We start from the raw sequence: 16081 nt of genomic DNA, 5'->3' as shown, positions 1-16081 counted from the left end.
TAAAATCATTTACCGAAATGAAATGATTATTGTCTATGTATTGATACGTTTACACTATAGTTGTTTTCCAGGTAAAAGTATAGCCGCGCACATAACTGTCATAATTTCGCCAAAGAAAAAATGCGCAAGTATGTATGGAAGCGGCTTAATGAGCACATTACTTGTTTATACGGATCATTTAACGTGTAATTGAATAGAATAACGGTCGATTAATTTATGGATGAGGTGAGAAGAGTGAATATTTTTATCACATCAGGCACATATGACTTTTTACAGAAAATAAAAGAAAAGCACCCTCATGAAAAAATGGTCTTAATGGAGAATGCGGAAGGAGCAGCATTACTTCACGAATCAGAGAAAAAAACAATATTTAACTCTCCGAGAAAATATGAGGTAATCGATGCCTTCGGTGAACTAGCCGACCGCGGTTATGTCGTTTGCAACAACATTCCCGTCACGGACGAAGGGCGCCCCGTTTTTGAGTACCGTTTTAAAAACCGAGCTCGCGCAATTGAATCAGTGCCTGGCTTCATCGCTATTCGTGTGCTGCGCCCGCTGAATTCCAGCACCTATATCATTTTAACCCAATGGAAGGATCAAAACTCCTTTAACGGCTGGAAAAATTCGCAAGCCTACCACAAGGCGCATGAAAAACGCGGAACGGCGGATGGCATCGATCAGCAGCCGAAGATATTCGCCTCCCCTTCCTATGTCACAGCTTATACTGTTCCCAGCGAAGAAGACTGATAAAATCCCCCTTCAAACAGCAGCTGCCACTGCAGCCTCCTGCTGCTGCGCCTTTGTCACCTGCATCGCGCTGTCCCGAACGAATCGGGCATTTAAGAGCTGGAATAATACAAACGGGAGCCGCCCAATACATCCTTCAATTAAAAGAGAGGGGGAAAAATCCCCCTCTCTTTTTGCTTGTCTCCAAGAAGCTACAATCCCAAACTTCGTGTGCTTCTTGCCGATCCTCAGTAAGGAAAATCTGCAAAACGCCATCTGTCCGTTACATCCCAGCTTCAGCTGGCCATTTCTCATAGGATGTTTTTTCACGCAAATAAACGAAGCAGAAAGCCGGTTTTCACTGGCTTTCTGGACAGCTCTTCCCTCTTTTCCTATTTTTCCATTCGTTTCAATCTGGATGGAGCATAGACTTTAACAAATAGGAAAACCCAGCATAAGCTGGCACCGAGAACTATTCCCCCTTGAGCAACAGACTGGCTAATGCCGGCAGCTGCTCCGAAAACAACAGCTTGAAGGCCAAGTAACCGGAAAAGAAGAGATAACAGCGCCTTTCTTTTTTCTGAAGCGGGAAGCGGATAAAGTGACAGCCAAACCTTCAAATCATGACGCCGAATCAAGGGCAGCAGCTGAAATCCTGTTAAATAAATAAACAGGAGGGCGACGATCAATTGCAACAGCTCTTGATCACTGAAATCTATCAAAAGCGCGGCGATCACTGTCAATCTCATAAATAGGCCAAAGTACTCATTCATCCGGATAAATGCACGGCGGAATAAATAATTAAAGGCGGAAGACTGGCTAAACGGCAGCCGTCCCAAAAGCGGGTCCAGCCATTGGCGCCGCTTAACTGTTCCTTTTAAATGAGGAACATCCGTAAATAAATTGGCTAGGCGATAAAAGGCAGCCATTCGCTTCTCTTCCAAATGAACAAGCGTTTCCCATTTCAATGCCAGCCGCTGCGAGGCGGCTCTAAAGTAAAGACCATATCCGGCCAGCACAGCTGCAACCACCAACACAAATACAAAAGAAACATCCGAGAAGAGAAAATAGAGCAGCAAGGCGTTCAGTATGAAACGAATTGCTAGATCCACTAAATGACTTTCCTTTTCCTGCTGCTTCAGCACATACCAGCGCAGCTGCAGGTTCCACCTTTTTAGAAGCAGCAAAACCGCCAGCCAAAGAAGAAATGATGAAGCAGCCCCTCCCCTGACTTGAGTATACATTGGCATAAAGAAAGCCAATCCAGCAACCAGCCAATACATTTGTGAAAAAAAGCTTGATCGAATTGCTTTTTGAAAGTATGTCCCCATTTTTTCCTCAAGCGGCAATAAAAAGACGGTATCAGCTCGCATTAACAGCGTATTCACAGGACTCCAAGCCAGTAGGGCTCCAAGAGTGGCAGCCATGATGAGCGGAGCCGGAAATGTATGATCAAGCGTCTTGACCCAGCCGCTGTAATAATAAAGGCCGGCTCCCAGCGCAAATACCAGCACAAACAGCAAATGATCATTCAGCATATAGCGCAAATACTTGCGAAGCTCCGCAAAATAAGCTTCCGTCCTGTTTTTCCATAATTGCTCAATATTCTTCATCGATCTTCTTCCTTCGTCAATTGAATGTAAATATCATCGAGGGACGCCCCCGCCATATGGAATTGCGCTCTCAGCTCATCAATTGTGCCTTGCGCGCGAATTTCTCCATTGTGCAGGATGATGAAAGAATCACAATATTTTTCGGCCGTTGCCAAAATATGAGTGGACATTAAAATTCCCGCACCGTGATCGCGCATTTTTTTCATCCAATCGAGCAGCGATTGGATGCCGAGAGGATCAAGGCCCAAAAAAGGCTCATCGATGATATAAAGGGATGGCTCCGTCAAAAAAGCACTCATAATCATCACTTTTTGCTTCATGCCTTTCGAAAAATAAGCCGGAAACCAGTTCATCTTCTGATCCAGCCGAAACTCTTTTAACAGCGGCTGAATCCGCTCATTGTACTCCCCTTCCGTCAGGCCGTAAGCCATTGCTGTTAGCTTCATATGCTCTTCCAATGTCAATTCTTCATATAAAATCGGAGTTTCTGGTATATAAGAGAATTGCTGGCGGTACTTATCCGGACTATCCTTTAAGGAACGCCCGTTAATCAGCACTTGCCCTTGCTTCGGCTCCATTAATCCGATAATATGTTTGATCGTTGTACTCTTCCCGGCACCGTTTAAACCGATTAAGCCGACAATGCTCCGTTGTTCAACCGAAAATGATATCTTTTTCAACACAGGCTTGCGCGTATAACCGCCGACTAGCTCTTTTACTTCTAACAAAGACATAGATAACGTCCTTTCTCATAAATGGATTATCACTATTTTAGCAAAATCTCTCTGAAAACTCATTTTTCTCTTATTAGCTTGTCTATTTCATACTGTCTGGTTTTATGATAAAATTTTGCCAATTATACATAATAGAAAGGATGAATAAAATGAGCGACTGCATTTTCTGCAAAATTATAAACGGAGATATTCCATCAGCCAAAGTATATGAAGACGACCACGTCTATGCTTTTCTGGACATTAGCCAAGTGACCAAAGGACATACGCTCGTCATACCGAAAACCCATCGGGAGAATGTGTTTGAGCTGCCGGCGGATGAAGCGGCTCGCTTGTTTGAAACGGTTCCTGCCATCGCCAATGCCATTAAAGCGGAATTCCAGCCTGATGGACTCAATATCTTAAATAATAATGGCGCCATTGCCGGCCAAACCGTTTTTCACTATCATATCCACTTGATTCCGCGTTATGGGCAGAAAGACGGTTTCCATCCAGTGTTCCATGCCAGCGACAGTCAATACACACAAGATGAATTCAAACAAATTGCCGCAGCTATTGCCGGCCAAATTCAGAAATAAGGAAACCGCTTTTTAAGGAAGGAGCCTCTCTCCTTCCTTTTTTCAGAATTTTCCCTTCCCTTCATTTTCAGCGATATGATATAATTGAGCTAACTTTTCGCCGGCGGCATTAAGAGCACTCCGGGAAAAGCAAAGCTGAGTTTAGAAGAGAAGAGGAGAGAAGAAAAATGAATACGAAATCACTTGTTAGCCTTTCACTGCTAGTAGGTATGGGCGCCGTGCTTCATGCGGTCGTGCCGGGATTGTTTCTTGGCATGAAGCCCGATATGATGCTAACGATGATGTTTTTGGGAATTTTATTATTCGCAAGCTTTCAAAATGCACTGTTAGTCGGCTTCGCCACCGGGGTGATCTCAGGTTTGACGACGGCTTTTCCAGGCGGGTTGATTCCAAACCTAATTGAAAAGCCCATTACAGCGCTTATCTTTTACGGATTGGTTCTCATCACTTTTAAACGGACAAACAATGTGGCTGGAGCTGCCATCTTGACCGCTGTCGGCACCATTGTATCCGGAGTGATATTCCTCATATCTGCGCTTTTAATTTTCGGACTTCCCGGCCCTTTCAGCGCGTTATTTGTGACGGTCGTGCTTCCGGCAGCTGCCATTAACGCTATTGTAATGGCGATCCTTTACCCAATCGCCCATCCCCTGCTGAAGCGGGCGAGATCAACAGAGCAAGCCCAATAAATAAAAAAGAACCCTCTCAGGGTTCTTTTTTTTGAAAAATATTATCCATTCCCCAAAAAGGTCAATATCACAGCAATTACAACACTGCCGGCACCTGCTAATCCCAATACGATGGCTCTCTGCTTTAGTGAGCGTCTCGTCATCGTAAGCCCCGGCTTCCAGATGGCCCGTATATGGTTCACCATGCCCATTAGAAGAATGAAACCGATCGCATAAAACCCAAAAATAACGCCTTCCATTGATGCCACCCCTCCCCGTCCATCATTAATCGTTTGCTTTTCAAGCATATTGGGAAATACAATAAGGGAAGACTTTTCTTACATACTATGCTGAAACAAGCCAGTAATGACTTTGTCCCAGTGAAAGGAAATAAAGGAATTTAATGATTGATCAAGAATACATTCATTACGAGGTGGAAAGACATGAATAAGAAAACATTATTAGCAGGACTTATAACTGGCACAGCCATCGGAGCTGCTGCTGCACTGCTGAACGCGCCAATGTCCGGTCGGGAAACTCGGGAAAAGCTCCATGCTGCCGGGGCTTTTGCTAAAAGTTCAGGCGAAGAAATTAAGAATGATGTCACACAAATAAAAACTGCTGTGAAGAATTTAACAGCGGTGAGCAAAGAACAATTAGGCGATATTCCAGCTGGTCTTAAGGTCAGTGCGGCACTATGGAGAGAAAGCGCCGAGCCCCACTTGCATAATTTGCAAAAGGAAATGACGGAGCTGCAATCCACCGTGAAGGAATTGCAAACCGCTCTGCCTGCTCCCGGCAAAAAAAGCGAGCCTAAATAAGGTTCGCTTTTTTTGTGAAAATTTAGTCATTTTAGATCTTTATTATTTTTTACTTTATTGGCATAATAAAATTACCTATTATAATTCTTTTAGTCTATTGGGAGTGAAACTATTTAGCAGGAGAAGGTGCAGTTTATGACAAATCATTCATATTCAATGAAAGAAGCGCTTATATTCAGCCAGAGGATGGCTCAATTAAGCAAAGCCTTGTGGAAAGCCGTCGAGAAAGATTGGCAAAATTGGATTAAACCTTATGATTTAAATATTAATGAGCACCATATCTTATGGATCGCCTATCACTTAAACGGCGCTTCCATTTCAGATGTAGCCAGATTTGGCGTCATGCACGTATCCACCGCTTTTAATTTTTCAAAAAAATTAGAAGAAAGAGGATTTTTGCAGTTCTCTAAAAAGGAAAACGATAAGCGCAACACGTATGTGCAAATCACGGAAAAAGGGGAGCAAACGCTTCTTGCTCTCATGGAAAGCTATGACCCTCGCAATAACTCTGTATTTAAAAGCACGGCGCCGTTAAGAGATTTATTTGGAAAGTTCCCTGATTTAATGGAAGTCATGGCCATCATCAAAAATATTTACGGCAGCGACTTTATGGACATTCTTGAAAAATCCATCCATAACATTGATCAAGACTTTGATGAAGTCGACGGTACACTCGTCCAAACAGCAGCCAAGAAAACCCCGACAAACTAACAACCCTCCATTTAATACGGAAGAAGCAGACTTCCGTATTAAATAAAGAACAGCTTGCTCAATTCTTCACTTAATTTTTACATATTTTTATTAAAATTTAGGTTGATTTTTCCCTCAGGTCATCGTAAATTAGGTAAGCGATTATTTGACTGACCGTCAATTGGAGGGATTATTCCGATGAAATGTTGGCGTACATTTGATTTCGAAAAAAGATACGGTTTTAATAAAATCATGATTTTTTCCTTTTTGCTGATGATGATATTTTTCTCTTTCAGCTTTGCCTTTATGCAGTCGATGTATTCAGAAACATTGTACTCAGCTTACTTTGAACTGTTTCTCATTGGCTTGCTCGCGGTGTACCCGCTTCATAAGCTGGTGCATATTCTGCCGGTGTGGCGCTGTTTGGGACATATAAAGCTGAAATATAAAATAAAATTCTTTTGTTTGCCGGTTCTGTTTCTTAACATTAAAAAGCCGATTCCTAAAAAACAGTTCATCCTATGCTTACTTCTGCCCTTTTTCATTATTAATCCTGCATTGCTCATCTGCGGCAGCCTCCTCCCGCACTATATGCATTACTTTACCATGCTGGCTGCTGTTCACACGGGAATTTGCGCTCTTGATTTTCTTTACGTCAAGGCGCTCGTCACTTCTCCTAAATACGCGGTCATCGAGGAGCATGACCATGGATACGAAATCCTGATTCCGCAATAAAGTGAAGCTCCAAACAGCGGGGGCTTTCCTCTCCGCTGTTTGTTCTCCCCTCCACTCTTGAAGGGGAATCGTAAGGCCTGTTACTGGCGGGATAAAAGATAGAAAACAGTTTGTTACAGGGACTTTGCTCGCTGCCTCAAACTGTTTTTCTATCTTTTTTGCACAACTTTTGGTATGTTTATTACATATGACTAACAAAGGAGGGAACAAACATTGATCTCCGTCATCATTGCATTCATTATTTTTTCCGTCATTATTCTCTACAATATTAACCGAATGACGAATATTCTTTGCATCCAAAGAGAGATCCCGGAAGAACGGCATCCGAAAATCTTCCGTACTATAAATATTTATATTACGATTTTGCTGATTTCATCCTATGTAGAAATCCTTTTTACATAAAACGAGCTGAGCTAAAAAAGCCCGGCTCGTTTCCTTTTCTCAGCGAATGCTTTGGCTGTATGCTTGAATTATGTTATAGTATGTCCTGTAGAAAAAATGCAAAAGCCGCTGCTTGTTTTCAAGCCGGTTAATTAATTAGGGAGTTGTTAAGATCAATGAAAAAGTGGATACTGTCTATTTCTTTAGCGGCGGGGGCAGTCGGCCTTGCTGGATGCGGCGCAGACGGTAATGTCGTCGCTACCTCAAAAGCTGGAGATGTAACCCAAAAAGAATTGTATGAAGCGATGAAGGAAAAATATTCACCGCAAATGGAACAGGCGCTTCAAGAACTGATGTACAAGAACGTCTTGTCCGAAAAATATGAGATATCGGATAAAGAAGTAGATAAGGAACTGAAGAAAGCGAAGGAACAATTAGGTTCACAATATGACGCTTTCCTCGCACAATATAATCTGAATGATGAAAGCTTCAAAGACTTTTTAGAACTGGAATTAATGCGCAAAAAGCTTGCGACTTCGGATATTAAAGTGTCAGATAAAGAACTGAAGGAATACTATGACAAATGGCAGGCACCCGTTAAAGTGCGCCATATTCTAGTGAAGGATGAAAAGCAGGCGAAGGAAGTCAAGGATAAGCTTGCAAAAGGCGCTAAATTCGAAGAGGTTGCAAAAGAGCACTCATCCGATCCGGGCTCTGCTCAAAAAGGCGGAGATCTCGGCTGGATTGATAATCAAGGACGCCAGCAATTTGTTCCTGAATTCACGAAAGCTTTAGCTGAACTAAAGGTAAATCAAGTAAGCGAACCCGTTAAATCAGAATTTGGCTACCACATTATTGAAGTCATGGACAAAAAAGAGAAAAAACCGTTTAAAGAGCTGAAAGATCAATTGGCAGAAGAACTGAAAGCATCGAAAGTCGACCCGGCTGCTACACAGAAAAAGCTTGAAAAAGAATTAAAAGCAGCAGATGTAAAAGTGGAAGATAAAGATTTAAAAGGCGCTTTTGAAAGTCCGGAAGCTCCGGCTCAAGGCAAACCGAAAGAAGAAAAATAAAGCGGGGAACCTCAGCGGGAAAACAGGCTGGCACAGTGAGTGCCAGCCTGTTTTTTATCAGTTTTTCATTTTGAATTCTTTTTCTCTCTCCATTCTTTGAATATAAACCTGCCCTTCCTGCTCGATGATGTCCATCTCTGCCTTCCTTTCGGCTCTGGACGTTTTCACCGTCATAAATGCGCTGAAAAAAATGCCTACTACTACGATATACATCCAAATGGGAAATGTCATTGATCCCGCTCCTCCTCTATCCCGCATTTGCTACTTATGTATATTCAGCTTACAAAAAAACATGCCCCATTAAGGGCATGTTAGGATGAAAAGCTCGGCTTATAGAACGAACGATTGTCAAGAGCAAATACCCGCTCTGAAAACTCGCCTGGCTTCGTGCGCTCCAGCACGCGGTCGAGCATATTCATTTTCGCATCTAAATTGTCGATATAATGAAGAACTTCCGCTTCCTTTACCATCGGCGGCTTTGGACTTCCCCATTCGGCCTTCCCGTGATGCGACAGCACAATATGCTGCAATATCATCACTTCTTCCCCGGCAATCCCCAGCTCTTCTGCCGCCTTGCCGATTTCCGTCACCATAATCGAAATATGTCCAAGCAAATTCCCCTCCGCTGTATAAGAGGTCGATATAGGTCCAGATAGCTCAATCACCTTTCCCAAATCATGCAAAATGACTCCCGCATACAGCAAATCGCGGTTGAGCGACGGGTACAGCTCCGCAATCGACTTGGCCAGGCGAAGCATGGAAACCACATGATACGCTAAGCCGGAAACAAACTCATGGTGATTCTTCGTAGCCGCGGGATATTCTAAAAACTCCGCGTAATGTTTCTTCAGCAGAAAACGGGTCATTCTTTGAATATGCGGGTTTTTCATTTCAAAAATATATTGAGTAATGACTTCTGTCATTTCTTCTTGTTTCATCGGCGCCGTTTCAATGAACTGGCTGATTTGTACGTCATCCTTAGGGTTCGATGGCCGGATTTGGCGAATTTTCAATTGCATCCGGCCGCGGTAATTTTGAATTTCTCCCGTAACTTTTACGATCGTTTGCGGCTGATACAGCTTTTCTGTTTCTTCTTTTGCATCCCAGAGCTTCGCTTCAATATCTCCACTCTTATCCTGCAGTATAAGCGTTAAATAAGGATTTCCATTGACAGCGATGCTTCTGGTGGCAGACTTAATTAATAAAAAACATTCAACGCTCTGTCCGGCTTCATAATGAGTAATGCCATGAGCCATATTTCTCCCTCCTTCAATTCTATAACTAAATCATAACATAATTATTATGGCCGAATTAGTGCACGGCCTCCTGGCTATGCTGTTTCGCCCAGCGGTAAGTAAGCGAGAATCCGAAAAGCATGATGGCCGCCCCGAACATGTACGGCAGATGAAGATTCCATTCAAATAACCCTCCTGCTGCTAACGGGCCTGCTACATTACCCAAGCTTAAAAATGAATTATTCAGCCCCATGATATACCCTTGCTGCGGTCCGGCTTGTTTTGAAAGCAATGAATTCACGGAAGGGCGCAGCAATGAATTTCCGATAAAGAATATACCTGTTGTGACAAGCACGCCCGCAAAGCTGTTCGCCAGTGTCATCAGGATAAACCCAACTGCGCTAAGGAGCAAGGATCCCAGCACAGTGCGCTGATCCCCGAATTTCTTCGTGATCCTACCGACGCCTGCCCCTTGAACGAGCGTGCCGATCAAGCCGATAATAAGCATAATCAGCCCCACTTCTTTCGGGCCGTAACCATATCGCTCCCATGAATAATACCCAAAAATCGATTGGAAGTTGGCCAAGCCGAAACTTAACAGAAACACAAGCAGCAGCAAAAAACCCGCGGGACTGCGCATCGTTTGTTTCAGCTTCTCAATGCGGCTGGAAGATGATTCCGCTCTATTCCTTTCAGCATCTATCGCCCGCTGCTCAGGCGAATAGGATTCCGGCAAAATCAAAACGGAGACAACCGCTGCCACAGATGCTGCGATGCCGGCAAAAATAAACGGATATGATAAATCATATTCTGCAAGCCATCCGCCAATACCGGGCCCGATTACAATTCCCAGCCCCATCGCTGCGCCCATAATTCCCATGCCTTTTCCGCGGTCTTCATCGGAAGTTACATCGGACACATAAGCCATTGCCGTTGGCATTAAAGCGGAACCGAAGCCACCAGCTAAAATGCGTGCCGCAAAGAGCAGCCAAATGCTAGAAGCAAAAGCGAATAGAAATTCAGAAACGGCGAAACCGATTAAACCAGCCGTAATGAGCGGTTTGCGGCCAATCTTGTCGGACAGCCTTCCCCACAGCGGAGCAAAAATAAATTGCATAAATGAATACACGGCGATCAGTGCTCCGAGCGTTCGCGCTCCTGCCCCAAATTTCTCCACATAAAAAGGCAAAATCGGAATCACAAGACCAATTCCAACCATAATGATAAACAAATTAAAGCTGAGCAAAAGCAGCGGCCCTTTATTTTGCTTGAGACCTTGTTCTGTTTTATCCATACATTCACCCCTCTTTCACGCATAGCAATATGTCCATTTTATCTAATTATCACCGGGGATGCGAGAAAATGATCAAGTGAACTTACAAACAGCGGGGATTTTTTTCATCACTCGCTGTTGAATAGAAGAATAAAGGCTTTTCCATTCTTGTTGAAGGGAAAGTTCTGCGGCAGCTTGTATACGAGATAAAAGGAGGCTCTATAATGATAGAACCTCCTTTCGCGCGCTCATCATGAGGAGATAGCTCCCCCTCTCTGATAGCTGATTGGCTTTTATCTGTTCTGTTTTGATAATTGGATCGCTTTTTTAATATCTTTCAGCGAATTCGATTTGCCGTACATTAGAACGCCTCCTTGGTACACGCGGGCGCCAAACAGGCCGAATAAAGCAATGGACATGATTAAAATGCCGATGCCCGCTGCCACTTCCCACACCGGAATCGATAGCAGCCCGATGCGGACGAACATAATCATCGGCGTAAAAAACGGCACGTAAGAGGTAAAGGTAATCACCGAAGACTCAGGATTGCCAAGACCGTACATGGAAATGAAGAAGCCGATCATCACAAGGATCGTTAATGGCAGCATCATCTGCTGAACGTCTTCCAGCCGGCTCACTAATGATCCGAGCAAAGCGGCAATCGTGGCGTACAAGAAATAACCAAGTACGAAGAAAACAACTGCGTACACGATCATGGAAACGGGAACGGAAGACAGACCGAGCAAATGAACAAACGATTCATCCGATTGGCGGCTGAGGGTGAGATAGGCGACGAGCAGCCAAACGGCCATTTGGGTGATGCCAAGCAGACCTATCCCGATGATCTTGGCAAACATCTGCTTAACAGGTGATACGCTTGAAATTAAGATTTCCATTACTCTTGAAGACTTTTCAATGGCTACCTCAGAAGCAATCATATTTGCATATATAATGACGGAAATATAAATAAAGAATAATAAAACATAGATGAGCGATTGAGCTTGCATCAGCTCTTCCTCTGACTTAGCCCCTTTGTCTAAAGCCACCTTTTTCAGGTCAACCGGCGCACTCCAAAGAGCCATTTCTTCCGGCGTTAACTCCAGCTTCGTGGCGACCTCTTTCGTCTTCACATTTTGCAGAGCCTGCTTCAGATCGGCAGAAATATTGCTTTGAGCTATACTTTGCGCTTTGTATGTAGCTTGCGGCAAACTCGCTTCATCTCTTTTTAATACGATGTACCCCTCTAGTTTATCTGCTTCTATTTCATCTTTTAGCTGGCTCTCTTTCTTCTGGACAGCTGGGATAAGTTTAATGTCAACCGACTGCTGCTTAAGCTGCTGTTTAAGCGGCTCATACAAGGTGCCGCTCTCATCTATAACCGCAATCCTCGGTTCTTTTTCTCCATCATCGAAAAGTGAAACGATTTTTTCCATGTTTGCTCCCGCAGCGATCACAATAGCCACAATCACCGTCGTTAAAATAAATGCCTTTGTTTTAAATTTATTTATATAAGATTGCGAAAGCATAATCCAGAAGCTATTCATAAGAAGCACCTGCCTTTTCTATGAAAATATCGTTTAAAGACGGTTCTTCAAGTTCAAACTTTTTAATAAATCCCTTTCCCTGAAGCTCCGTTAAAATACGCTGTGATATCTCTTCTTCTGCAATTTGCAGCACGATTCCCTCAGCCGTTTTCTTAGCCTGCAGCACGCCGGGAGTATTCGCTAAATAGCTGACATCAAAATCCGCTTGGACGCTGACATTCTTTTTGCCGAATGAGCGCTTAATTTCCCGGAGATTGCCGTGCACGACCGGCTGTCCGCGGTGCATGATACATAAATGCTCGCATAATTCCTCCACATGCTCCATTCGATGGCTTGAAAACACAATCGTCGTTCCGCGTTCCTTTAAATCAAGAACCGCTTGTTTTAACAACTCCACATTGATCGGGTCAAGACCGCTAAACGGTTCATCCAGAATAAGCAGCTTCGGCTTATGTACAACTGAAGCGATAAATTGAATCTTCTGCTGGTTCCCTTTTGACAGCTCTTCTACCTTCTTACCCTCGTAGTCAGGAATATGAAATCTTTCCAGCCACCGATCCGTTTCTTTGGCCGCTTCTTTTTTGTCCATGCCGCGCAAACGTGCTAAATAAACAATTTGCTCCTTCACCTTCATCTTCGGATACAGTCCTCTTTCCTCCGGCAAATAACCGATCTCCGCACTCGTACCATAATGAATCGGCCCGTCATTCCAGCGAATGCTTCCCTCTGTTTCCTTCATTAAACCTAAAATCATTCGAAAAGTTGTTGTTTTTCCTGCTCCATTGGCTCCTAAAAAGCCAAAGAGCTCCCGTTCTGGAATTTCCAGTGATAAATTATTTACAGCTGTGAAATCCCCATATCTTTTTGTAACATGATCCAAAATTAGCATTTTTTTCACCTCTTTATTGTCTACGGCTGTGAAGTTTATTAAGTTTCAAGATTTGAGTTTTTAAAATATTCAAAATCATGTAAAATAGGGATATCAACACAAAAGGGGGTTATTCTTTTGCCACTGTATAAGCTGACTGTATTTGAAAACAGCGGAAAGAAACTGCTGGATGAAGGTTTTGAAGCCGCCAATGATGGCGAAGCGAAAACCAAAGGCCAAGAACTGCTGCACAAGCATGCCTACGAAAACTATACCTATCGCTGCACATCCTCCTTAGGCCAATTACTGCTGTTTCACGTATAAAGTAAATCTAGATCAGCAGGGATTTTCTTTACTCTCCGATATTGAATGGACAGGAAAAGACTTCCATCGCAGCGTCCTGCGGCAGCTGATATATTCGAGCGGCCTCTTCGTTGACTGCATAAAGAACTGTTTCCAGACTTTCCGCCTGCCTTCCTAAAGGATATATAAAAATGAAGGAATGTTATTTATTAGAATTTTTAAACAAATGGTTGAATAAGAACGCGTTTCATGATAAGACAGCACTGTCTTATCATGAAGCGCGTTCCGCTAACGTTTATTTGATCTCAATCAAATAATTGATTAAGAATAGCGATTTTTTTATTCGTGTACTCCTCAAAGCGTTCATTGTACGTTTTCGGATCTTTCGGGTTGGCAAAATGCTCGATCTTTCCTGTTTTTGGATCAATGAACTTGCTGGCGGCCCCGCAGCCGATGCCGATAATGGTTTGCACTTCTTCCATTATGACGATATTGTAGATGCTTTCTTGACCGGGCATGGCATAGCCGACGTTTTCAAGATTTCCCAAAATGTTTTTTTGGCGATACAAATAGTACGGCACATATCCGTTCGCTTGCGTCCACTGCTCGGCCATCCTCATCATTTCTTCGACTTCTCCCCGGTCAGCCACTTTGTATTTTTCCTTGTTTTGCGTCATTTCAGAAGCCCGTTTAAAAGACAGAGTGTGCACGGTTAACGATTCAGGCATTAATTTTTCCGTTTCTGCAAGCGAATGGGCAAACTCCGCCGTTCCCTCGCCCGGCAATCCAATAATTAAGTCCATATTAATATTGTTCATCCCATTGGATCGGGCAAGATGATACTTGTCAATGGTCTCTTCCACTGTGTGATGGCGCCCGATCGCCTTAAGGGTTTCCTGCGTATAGGATTGCGGATTTATACTGATACGGTCAATATTCCATTTATTTAATACCTTTAGCTTTTCAGCTGTAATCGTATCCGGACGCCCCGCTTCTACTGTTATCTCGCGGATCTGTTCCACATCAGGAAACACCTCATACATCAGCGCATACAGTTCGTCCATTTCTTCTGCCGTAATAGCCGTTGGCGTGCCGCCTCCGTAATATACAGTCGTAATTTGGATTCCTTTATTCTTCAGCCATTCTCCGATTGCCGTCATTTCATAATGCAGCCCGCTTAAAAACGAAGCGACTCTCCCTTGCTTGCCTTGAATAGCAAAAGCGGGAAACGTGCAATACGCGCACTTCGTTGGACAAAAAGGGATGCCGATATAAATGCTAACTTCTTTCCCGATATCATAAAGATCCGGAACGATCGTCAGCTGGCGTTCTAAAATCCGCTGCATAAGATCGGTCTTTTCCGGGGTGATTAAATAGTTTTCTTGCAGCTGTCGATGGGCTTCTTTCGCAGGCACACCGGCGCGATTCTGCTTATGAAGCAATTTCGTCGGGCGCACGCCGGTCAGGATGCCCCATTTCTGTCTGATGCCGGTGTAATGCTGAAGCACCTCTAAATACACGTGAGAGACGATCATTTTGACTTGCTTGAAGTAAGCTTTTTCTTGTGCAGCATCAATCGCTTTGCTGTAGCTTGCCTTGTATTGCTTACCTGTTTCTTTCTCAGTTAACACGGCCGTCGCCGTGACATCTTGCTTTTCTTTCAGTGCAAACTCGACTTCCAGCCCTCCCTCATGGCCATCCATCTGAATAACCGTTTCTTCAAAAAACAGATTGGCGATCAGCTGAAGCGGCCGCTCGTACCGTTCATCATTCAATCCTTTTATAGTAATTAACACACTCATTCACCTTTCTAATCACATGCTTCATATAGCATACTCAATTCACATAATAGGGGTCAAGAACGAAAAGCAATAAAAAGAAAGCGGCTGATTCTTGCCGCTTTAATCCAGCTTGCTCATTTCCTCAACAGCCATTCGCTGCTGATGTCTAAATAACTCTTTAATGACATATGCAATCCCCTCTTCATCACTCGTCCTCGTAATCCAATCGGCTGCCGCTTTTACGCTTTCATGGGCATTTCCCATCGCAATTCCGATACCCGCTTGCTGTACAGCTTCCGCATCATCGGCTTCTGCCCCGATGACTGCTATTTCTGAACGGCTGATTCCCTGTCTCTCTGCTGCATACATAATGCTGTTCCACTTGGAAACACCCTTTGAATTTATTTGAATTTGGTTATGATCTTTGCTGTGGAACGCCGCCTCGTTAAACATATTTCTTAATGCTTGGAGCGCTTCCTCTCTATCTTCCTTCTTATAAAATTCAACATGAATGGATAATGGAGAAATCCGTTCTTCCATTAAATGCTCCACTAGCGATTCGACAAAGTACTGTGAGTAAAGAAATTTCTGTGTGCGCTGCCAAATATTTTTCTTTATTAATGTTTTAGGCAGACGGCCTTTATTGCTTACAGAAAAGCTTTCGTTCTCTAATACAATGCGGCAGTCAAACGCTTCTAAAAATTGAGTGATATCGAATGCGCAATCTTCTGGAATGCGCTGAATAAATATCGGTTTATCGAGATCTGATGCAATATAAGCCCCGTTGTGAGCCGCAAGACTGCAAGAAGGATGCAAAGCCTTAGCCAACCTTTTAACAACCGAATATTCTCGCCCTGAATATAAAAGAATCGCTATTTTCTTTTTATGAGCGTACTCAATGGCCTGCTTAGTCGCTTTCGTCACACGGCCCTTATGATCCAAAAAAGTTCCGTCTGTATTCATTGCCAGCAATCGATAAACCATTCCGTTCCCTCCTCATGATGTCTTTCTATAAAATATGAGAAAGGAACAGGCTTTAGAACAGCGAAATGCAGAGGCGG

The 16081-nt window shown here is 43.5% G+C and carries 20 protein-coding genes; 9 read left to right on the top strand and 11 right to left on the bottom strand.

All coding sequences use genetic code 11. The features are described 5' to 3' along the window. Positions 1-234: 234 nt before the first annotated feature. Entirely contained in the window at positions 235-747 is a 513-nt protein-coding gene (locus CEF20_RS03780) for an antibiotic biosynthesis monooxygenase family protein (protein ID WP_100330535.1), read from the top strand. 12 nt (positions 748-759) lie between these two features. Here the strand turns inward: CEF20_RS03780 and CEF20_RS03775 are convergent, their stop codons facing one another. The 3 genes from CEF20_RS03775 to CEF20_RS03765 form a co-directional block, all read right to left on the bottom strand. Further along, positions 760-1056 (bottom strand): hypothetical protein, encoded by a 297-nt coding sequence (locus CEF20_RS03775; protein WP_232713359.1) that lies wholly within the window; start codon positions 1054-1056, stop codon positions 760-762. 62 nt (positions 1057-1118) lie between these two features. After that, entirely contained in the window at positions 1119-2339 is a 1221-nt protein-coding gene (locus tag CEF20_RS03770) for an ABC transporter permease (RefSeq protein WP_100330533.1), read from the bottom strand. Continuing rightward, complete coding sequence (locus CEF20_RS03765; RefSeq protein ID WP_100330532.1) at positions 2336-3073, bottom strand: ABC transporter ATP-binding protein; 738 nt, start codon at positions 3071-3073, stop codon at positions 2336-2338. The genes CEF20_RS03770 and CEF20_RS03765 overlap by 4 nt, the downstream gene beginning before the upstream one ends. 149 nt (positions 3074-3222) lie before the next feature. Between CEF20_RS03765 and CEF20_RS03760 the strand changes: the two genes are divergently transcribed. Next, positions 3223-3648, top strand: a complete 426-nt coding sequence (locus tag CEF20_RS03760; RefSeq protein WP_100330531.1) for an HIT family protein — start codon at positions 3223-3225, stop codon at positions 3646-3648. Between the two features lie 167 nt (positions 3649-3815). After that, positions 3816-4337, top strand: coding sequence for a tryptophan transporter (locus CEF20_RS03755; protein WP_100330530.1), 522 nt, complete (start codon positions 3816-3818; stop codon positions 4335-4337). A gap of 41 nt (positions 4338-4378) precedes the next feature. Here CEF20_RS03755 and CEF20_RS03750 read toward each other — a convergent pair whose 3' ends face one another. Next, positions 4379-4624, bottom strand: coding sequence for a membrane protein YhzF (locus tag CEF20_RS03750; protein ID WP_232713358.1), 246 nt, complete (start codon positions 4622-4624; stop codon positions 4379-4381). A 135-nt stretch (positions 4625-4759) separates the two neighbouring features. Here CEF20_RS03750 and CEF20_RS03745 point away from each other — a divergent pair, with 135 nt between their 5' ends. The 5 genes from CEF20_RS03745 (at position 4760) to CEF20_RS03725 (ending at position 8016) form a co-directional block, all read left to right on the top strand. Then, positions 4760-5137 carry a YtxH domain-containing protein gene (locus CEF20_RS03745; protein WP_100330528.1) on the top strand — a complete coding sequence of 126 codons (378 nt, stop codon included), beginning with the start codon at positions 4760-4762 and terminating at the stop codon, positions 5135-5137. A 135-nt stretch (positions 5138-5272) separates the two neighbouring features. Then, the gene (locus CEF20_RS03740; RefSeq protein ID WP_100330527.1) at positions 5273-5848 is read left to right on the top strand and encodes an HTH-type transcriptional regulator Hpr; all 576 of its coding nucleotides are present in this window, start codon (positions 5273-5275) and stop codon (positions 5846-5848) included. A gap of 177 nt (positions 5849-6025) precedes the next feature. Then, positions 6026-6562, top strand: coding sequence for a DUF3267 domain-containing protein (locus CEF20_RS03735; RefSeq protein ID WP_100330526.1), 537 nt, complete (start codon positions 6026-6028; stop codon positions 6560-6562). 216 nt (positions 6563-6778) lie between these two features. Continuing rightward, positions 6779-6964, top strand: a complete 186-nt coding sequence (locus CEF20_RS03730) for a hypothetical protein (RefSeq protein ID WP_408607799.1) — start codon at positions 6779-6781, stop codon at positions 6962-6964. Positions 6965-7119: 155 nt separating this feature from the next. Then, a complete protein-coding gene (locus CEF20_RS03725) occupies positions 7120-8016 on the top strand; it encodes a peptidylprolyl isomerase (protein ID WP_100330524.1) in 897 nt (298 codons plus the stop codon). Between the two features lie 57 nt (positions 8017-8073). Here CEF20_RS03725 and CEF20_RS03720 read toward each other — a convergent pair whose 3' ends face one another. The 5 genes from CEF20_RS03720 to CEF20_RS03700 form a co-directional block, all read right to left on the bottom strand. Further along, a complete protein-coding gene (locus CEF20_RS03720) occupies positions 8074-8247 on the bottom strand; it encodes a sporulation YhaL family protein (protein ID WP_100330523.1) in 174 nt (57 codons plus the stop codon). A gap of 80 nt (positions 8248-8327) precedes the next feature. Beyond that, the gene (gene yhaM, locus CEF20_RS03715; protein ID WP_100330522.1) at positions 8328-9272 is read right to left on the bottom strand and encodes a 3'-5' exoribonuclease YhaM; all 945 of its coding nucleotides are present in this window, start codon (positions 9270-9272) and stop codon (positions 8328-8330) included. A 55-nt stretch (positions 9273-9327) separates the two neighbouring features. Next, positions 9328-10545: an MFS transporter gene (locus CEF20_RS03710; protein WP_100330521.1), complete on the bottom strand. Its 1218-nt coding sequence runs from the start codon at positions 10543-10545 to the stop codon at positions 9328-9330. A 272-nt stretch (positions 10546-10817) separates the two neighbouring features. After that, positions 10818-12068 (bottom strand): ABC transporter permease, encoded by a 1251-nt coding sequence (locus CEF20_RS03705; RefSeq protein ID WP_100330520.1) that lies wholly within the window; start codon positions 12066-12068, stop codon positions 10818-10820. Then, on the bottom strand, positions 12061-12957 hold the full coding sequence (locus tag CEF20_RS03700; RefSeq protein WP_100330519.1) for an ABC transporter ATP-binding protein: 897 nt from the start codon (positions 12955-12957) through the stop codon (positions 12061-12063). The genes CEF20_RS03705 and CEF20_RS03700 overlap by 8 nt, the downstream gene beginning before the upstream one ends. A gap of 117 nt (positions 12958-13074) precedes the next feature. Between CEF20_RS03700 and CEF20_RS03695 the strand changes: the two genes are divergently transcribed. Beyond that, a complete protein-coding gene (locus CEF20_RS03695; protein ID WP_198508465.1) occupies positions 13075-13260 on the top strand; it encodes a YhzD family protein in 186 nt (61 codons plus the stop codon). Between the two features lie 284 nt (positions 13261-13544). Here the strand turns inward: CEF20_RS03695 and CEF20_RS03690 are convergent, their stop codons facing one another. Together CEF20_RS03690 and CEF20_RS03685 are read right to left on the bottom strand one after the other, a co-directional pair. Then, positions 13545-15041, bottom strand: a complete 1497-nt coding sequence (locus CEF20_RS03690; protein ID WP_408607779.1) for a coproporphyrinogen III oxidase — start codon at positions 15039-15041, stop codon at positions 13545-13547. 99 nt (positions 15042-15140) lie between these two features. Next, complete coding sequence (locus CEF20_RS03685; protein WP_100330517.1) at positions 15141-16004, bottom strand: HAD family hydrolase; 864 nt, start codon at positions 16002-16004, stop codon at positions 15141-15143. Positions 16005-16081 lie beyond the last annotated feature (77 nt).

This window comes from Bacillus xiapuensis (assembly GCF_002797355.1).
GTDB classification, from domain to species: Bacteria; Bacillota; Bacilli; order Bacillales; family Domibacillaceae; genus Bacillus_CE; species Bacillus_CE xiapuensis.
Note: the sequence above shows the minus strand (reverse complement) of the source record. Positions and strands in the feature narration are given on the sequence as shown.

Bases quoted from the DNA above. Each gene is read 5' to 3' on its own strand.
- CEF20_RS03745 (WP_100330528.1), top strand. From the start codon at position 4,760: ATGAATAAGAAAACATTATTAGCAGGACTTATAACTGGCACAGCCATC.
- CEF20_RS03760 (WP_100330531.1), top strand. From the start codon at position 3,223: ATGAGCGACTGCATTTTCTGCAAAATTATAAACGGAGATATTCCATCA.
- CEF20_RS03690 (WP_408607779.1), bottom strand. From the start codon at position 15,041: ATGAGTGTGTTAATTACTATAAAAGGATTGAATGATGAACGGTACGAG.
- CEF20_RS03740 (WP_100330527.1), top strand. From the start codon at position 5,273: ATGACAAATCATTCATATTCAATGAAAGAAGCGCTTATATTCAGCCAG.
- CEF20_RS03755 (WP_100330530.1), top strand. From the start codon at position 3,816: ATGAATACGAAATCACTTGTTAGCCTTTCACTGCTAGTAGGTATGGGC.
- CEF20_RS03750 (WP_232713358.1), bottom strand. From the start codon at position 4,624: ATGCTTGAAAAGCAAACGATTAATGATGGACGGGGAGGGGTGGCATCA.
- CEF20_RS03720 (WP_100330523.1), bottom strand. From the start codon at position 8,247: ATGACATTTCCCATTTGGATGTATATCGTAGTAGTAGGCATTTTTTTC.
- CEF20_RS03765 (WP_100330532.1), bottom strand. From the start codon at position 3,073: ATGTCTTTGTTAGAAGTAAAAGAGCTAGTCGGCGGTTATACGCGCAAG.
- CEF20_RS03735 (WP_100330526.1), top strand. From the start codon at position 6,026: ATGAAATGTTGGCGTACATTTGATTTCGAAAAAAGATACGGTTTTAAT.
- CEF20_RS03705 (WP_100330520.1), bottom strand. From the start codon at position 12,068: ATGAATAGCTTCTGGATTATGCTTTCGCAATCTTATATAAATAAATTT.
- CEF20_RS03685 (WP_100330517.1), bottom strand. From the start codon at position 16,004: ATGGTTTATCGATTGCTGGCAATGAATACAGACGGAACTTTTTTGGAT.
- yhaM (WP_100330522.1), bottom strand. From the start codon at position 9,272: ATGGCTCATGGCATTACTCATTATGAAGCCGGACAGAGCGTTGAATGT.
- CEF20_RS03725 (WP_100330524.1), top strand. From the start codon at position 7,120: ATGAAAAAGTGGATACTGTCTATTTCTTTAGCGGCGGGGGCAGTCGGC.
- CEF20_RS03700 (WP_100330519.1), bottom strand. From the start codon at position 12,957: ATGCTAATTTTGGATCATGTTACAAAAAGATATGGGGATTTCACAGCT.
- CEF20_RS03770 (WP_100330533.1), bottom strand. From the start codon at position 2,339: ATGAAGAATATTGAGCAATTATGGAAAAACAGGACGGAAGCTTATTTT.
- CEF20_RS03710 (WP_100330521.1), bottom strand. From the start codon at position 10,545: ATGGATAAAACAGAACAAGGTCTCAAGCAAAATAAAGGGCCGCTGCTT.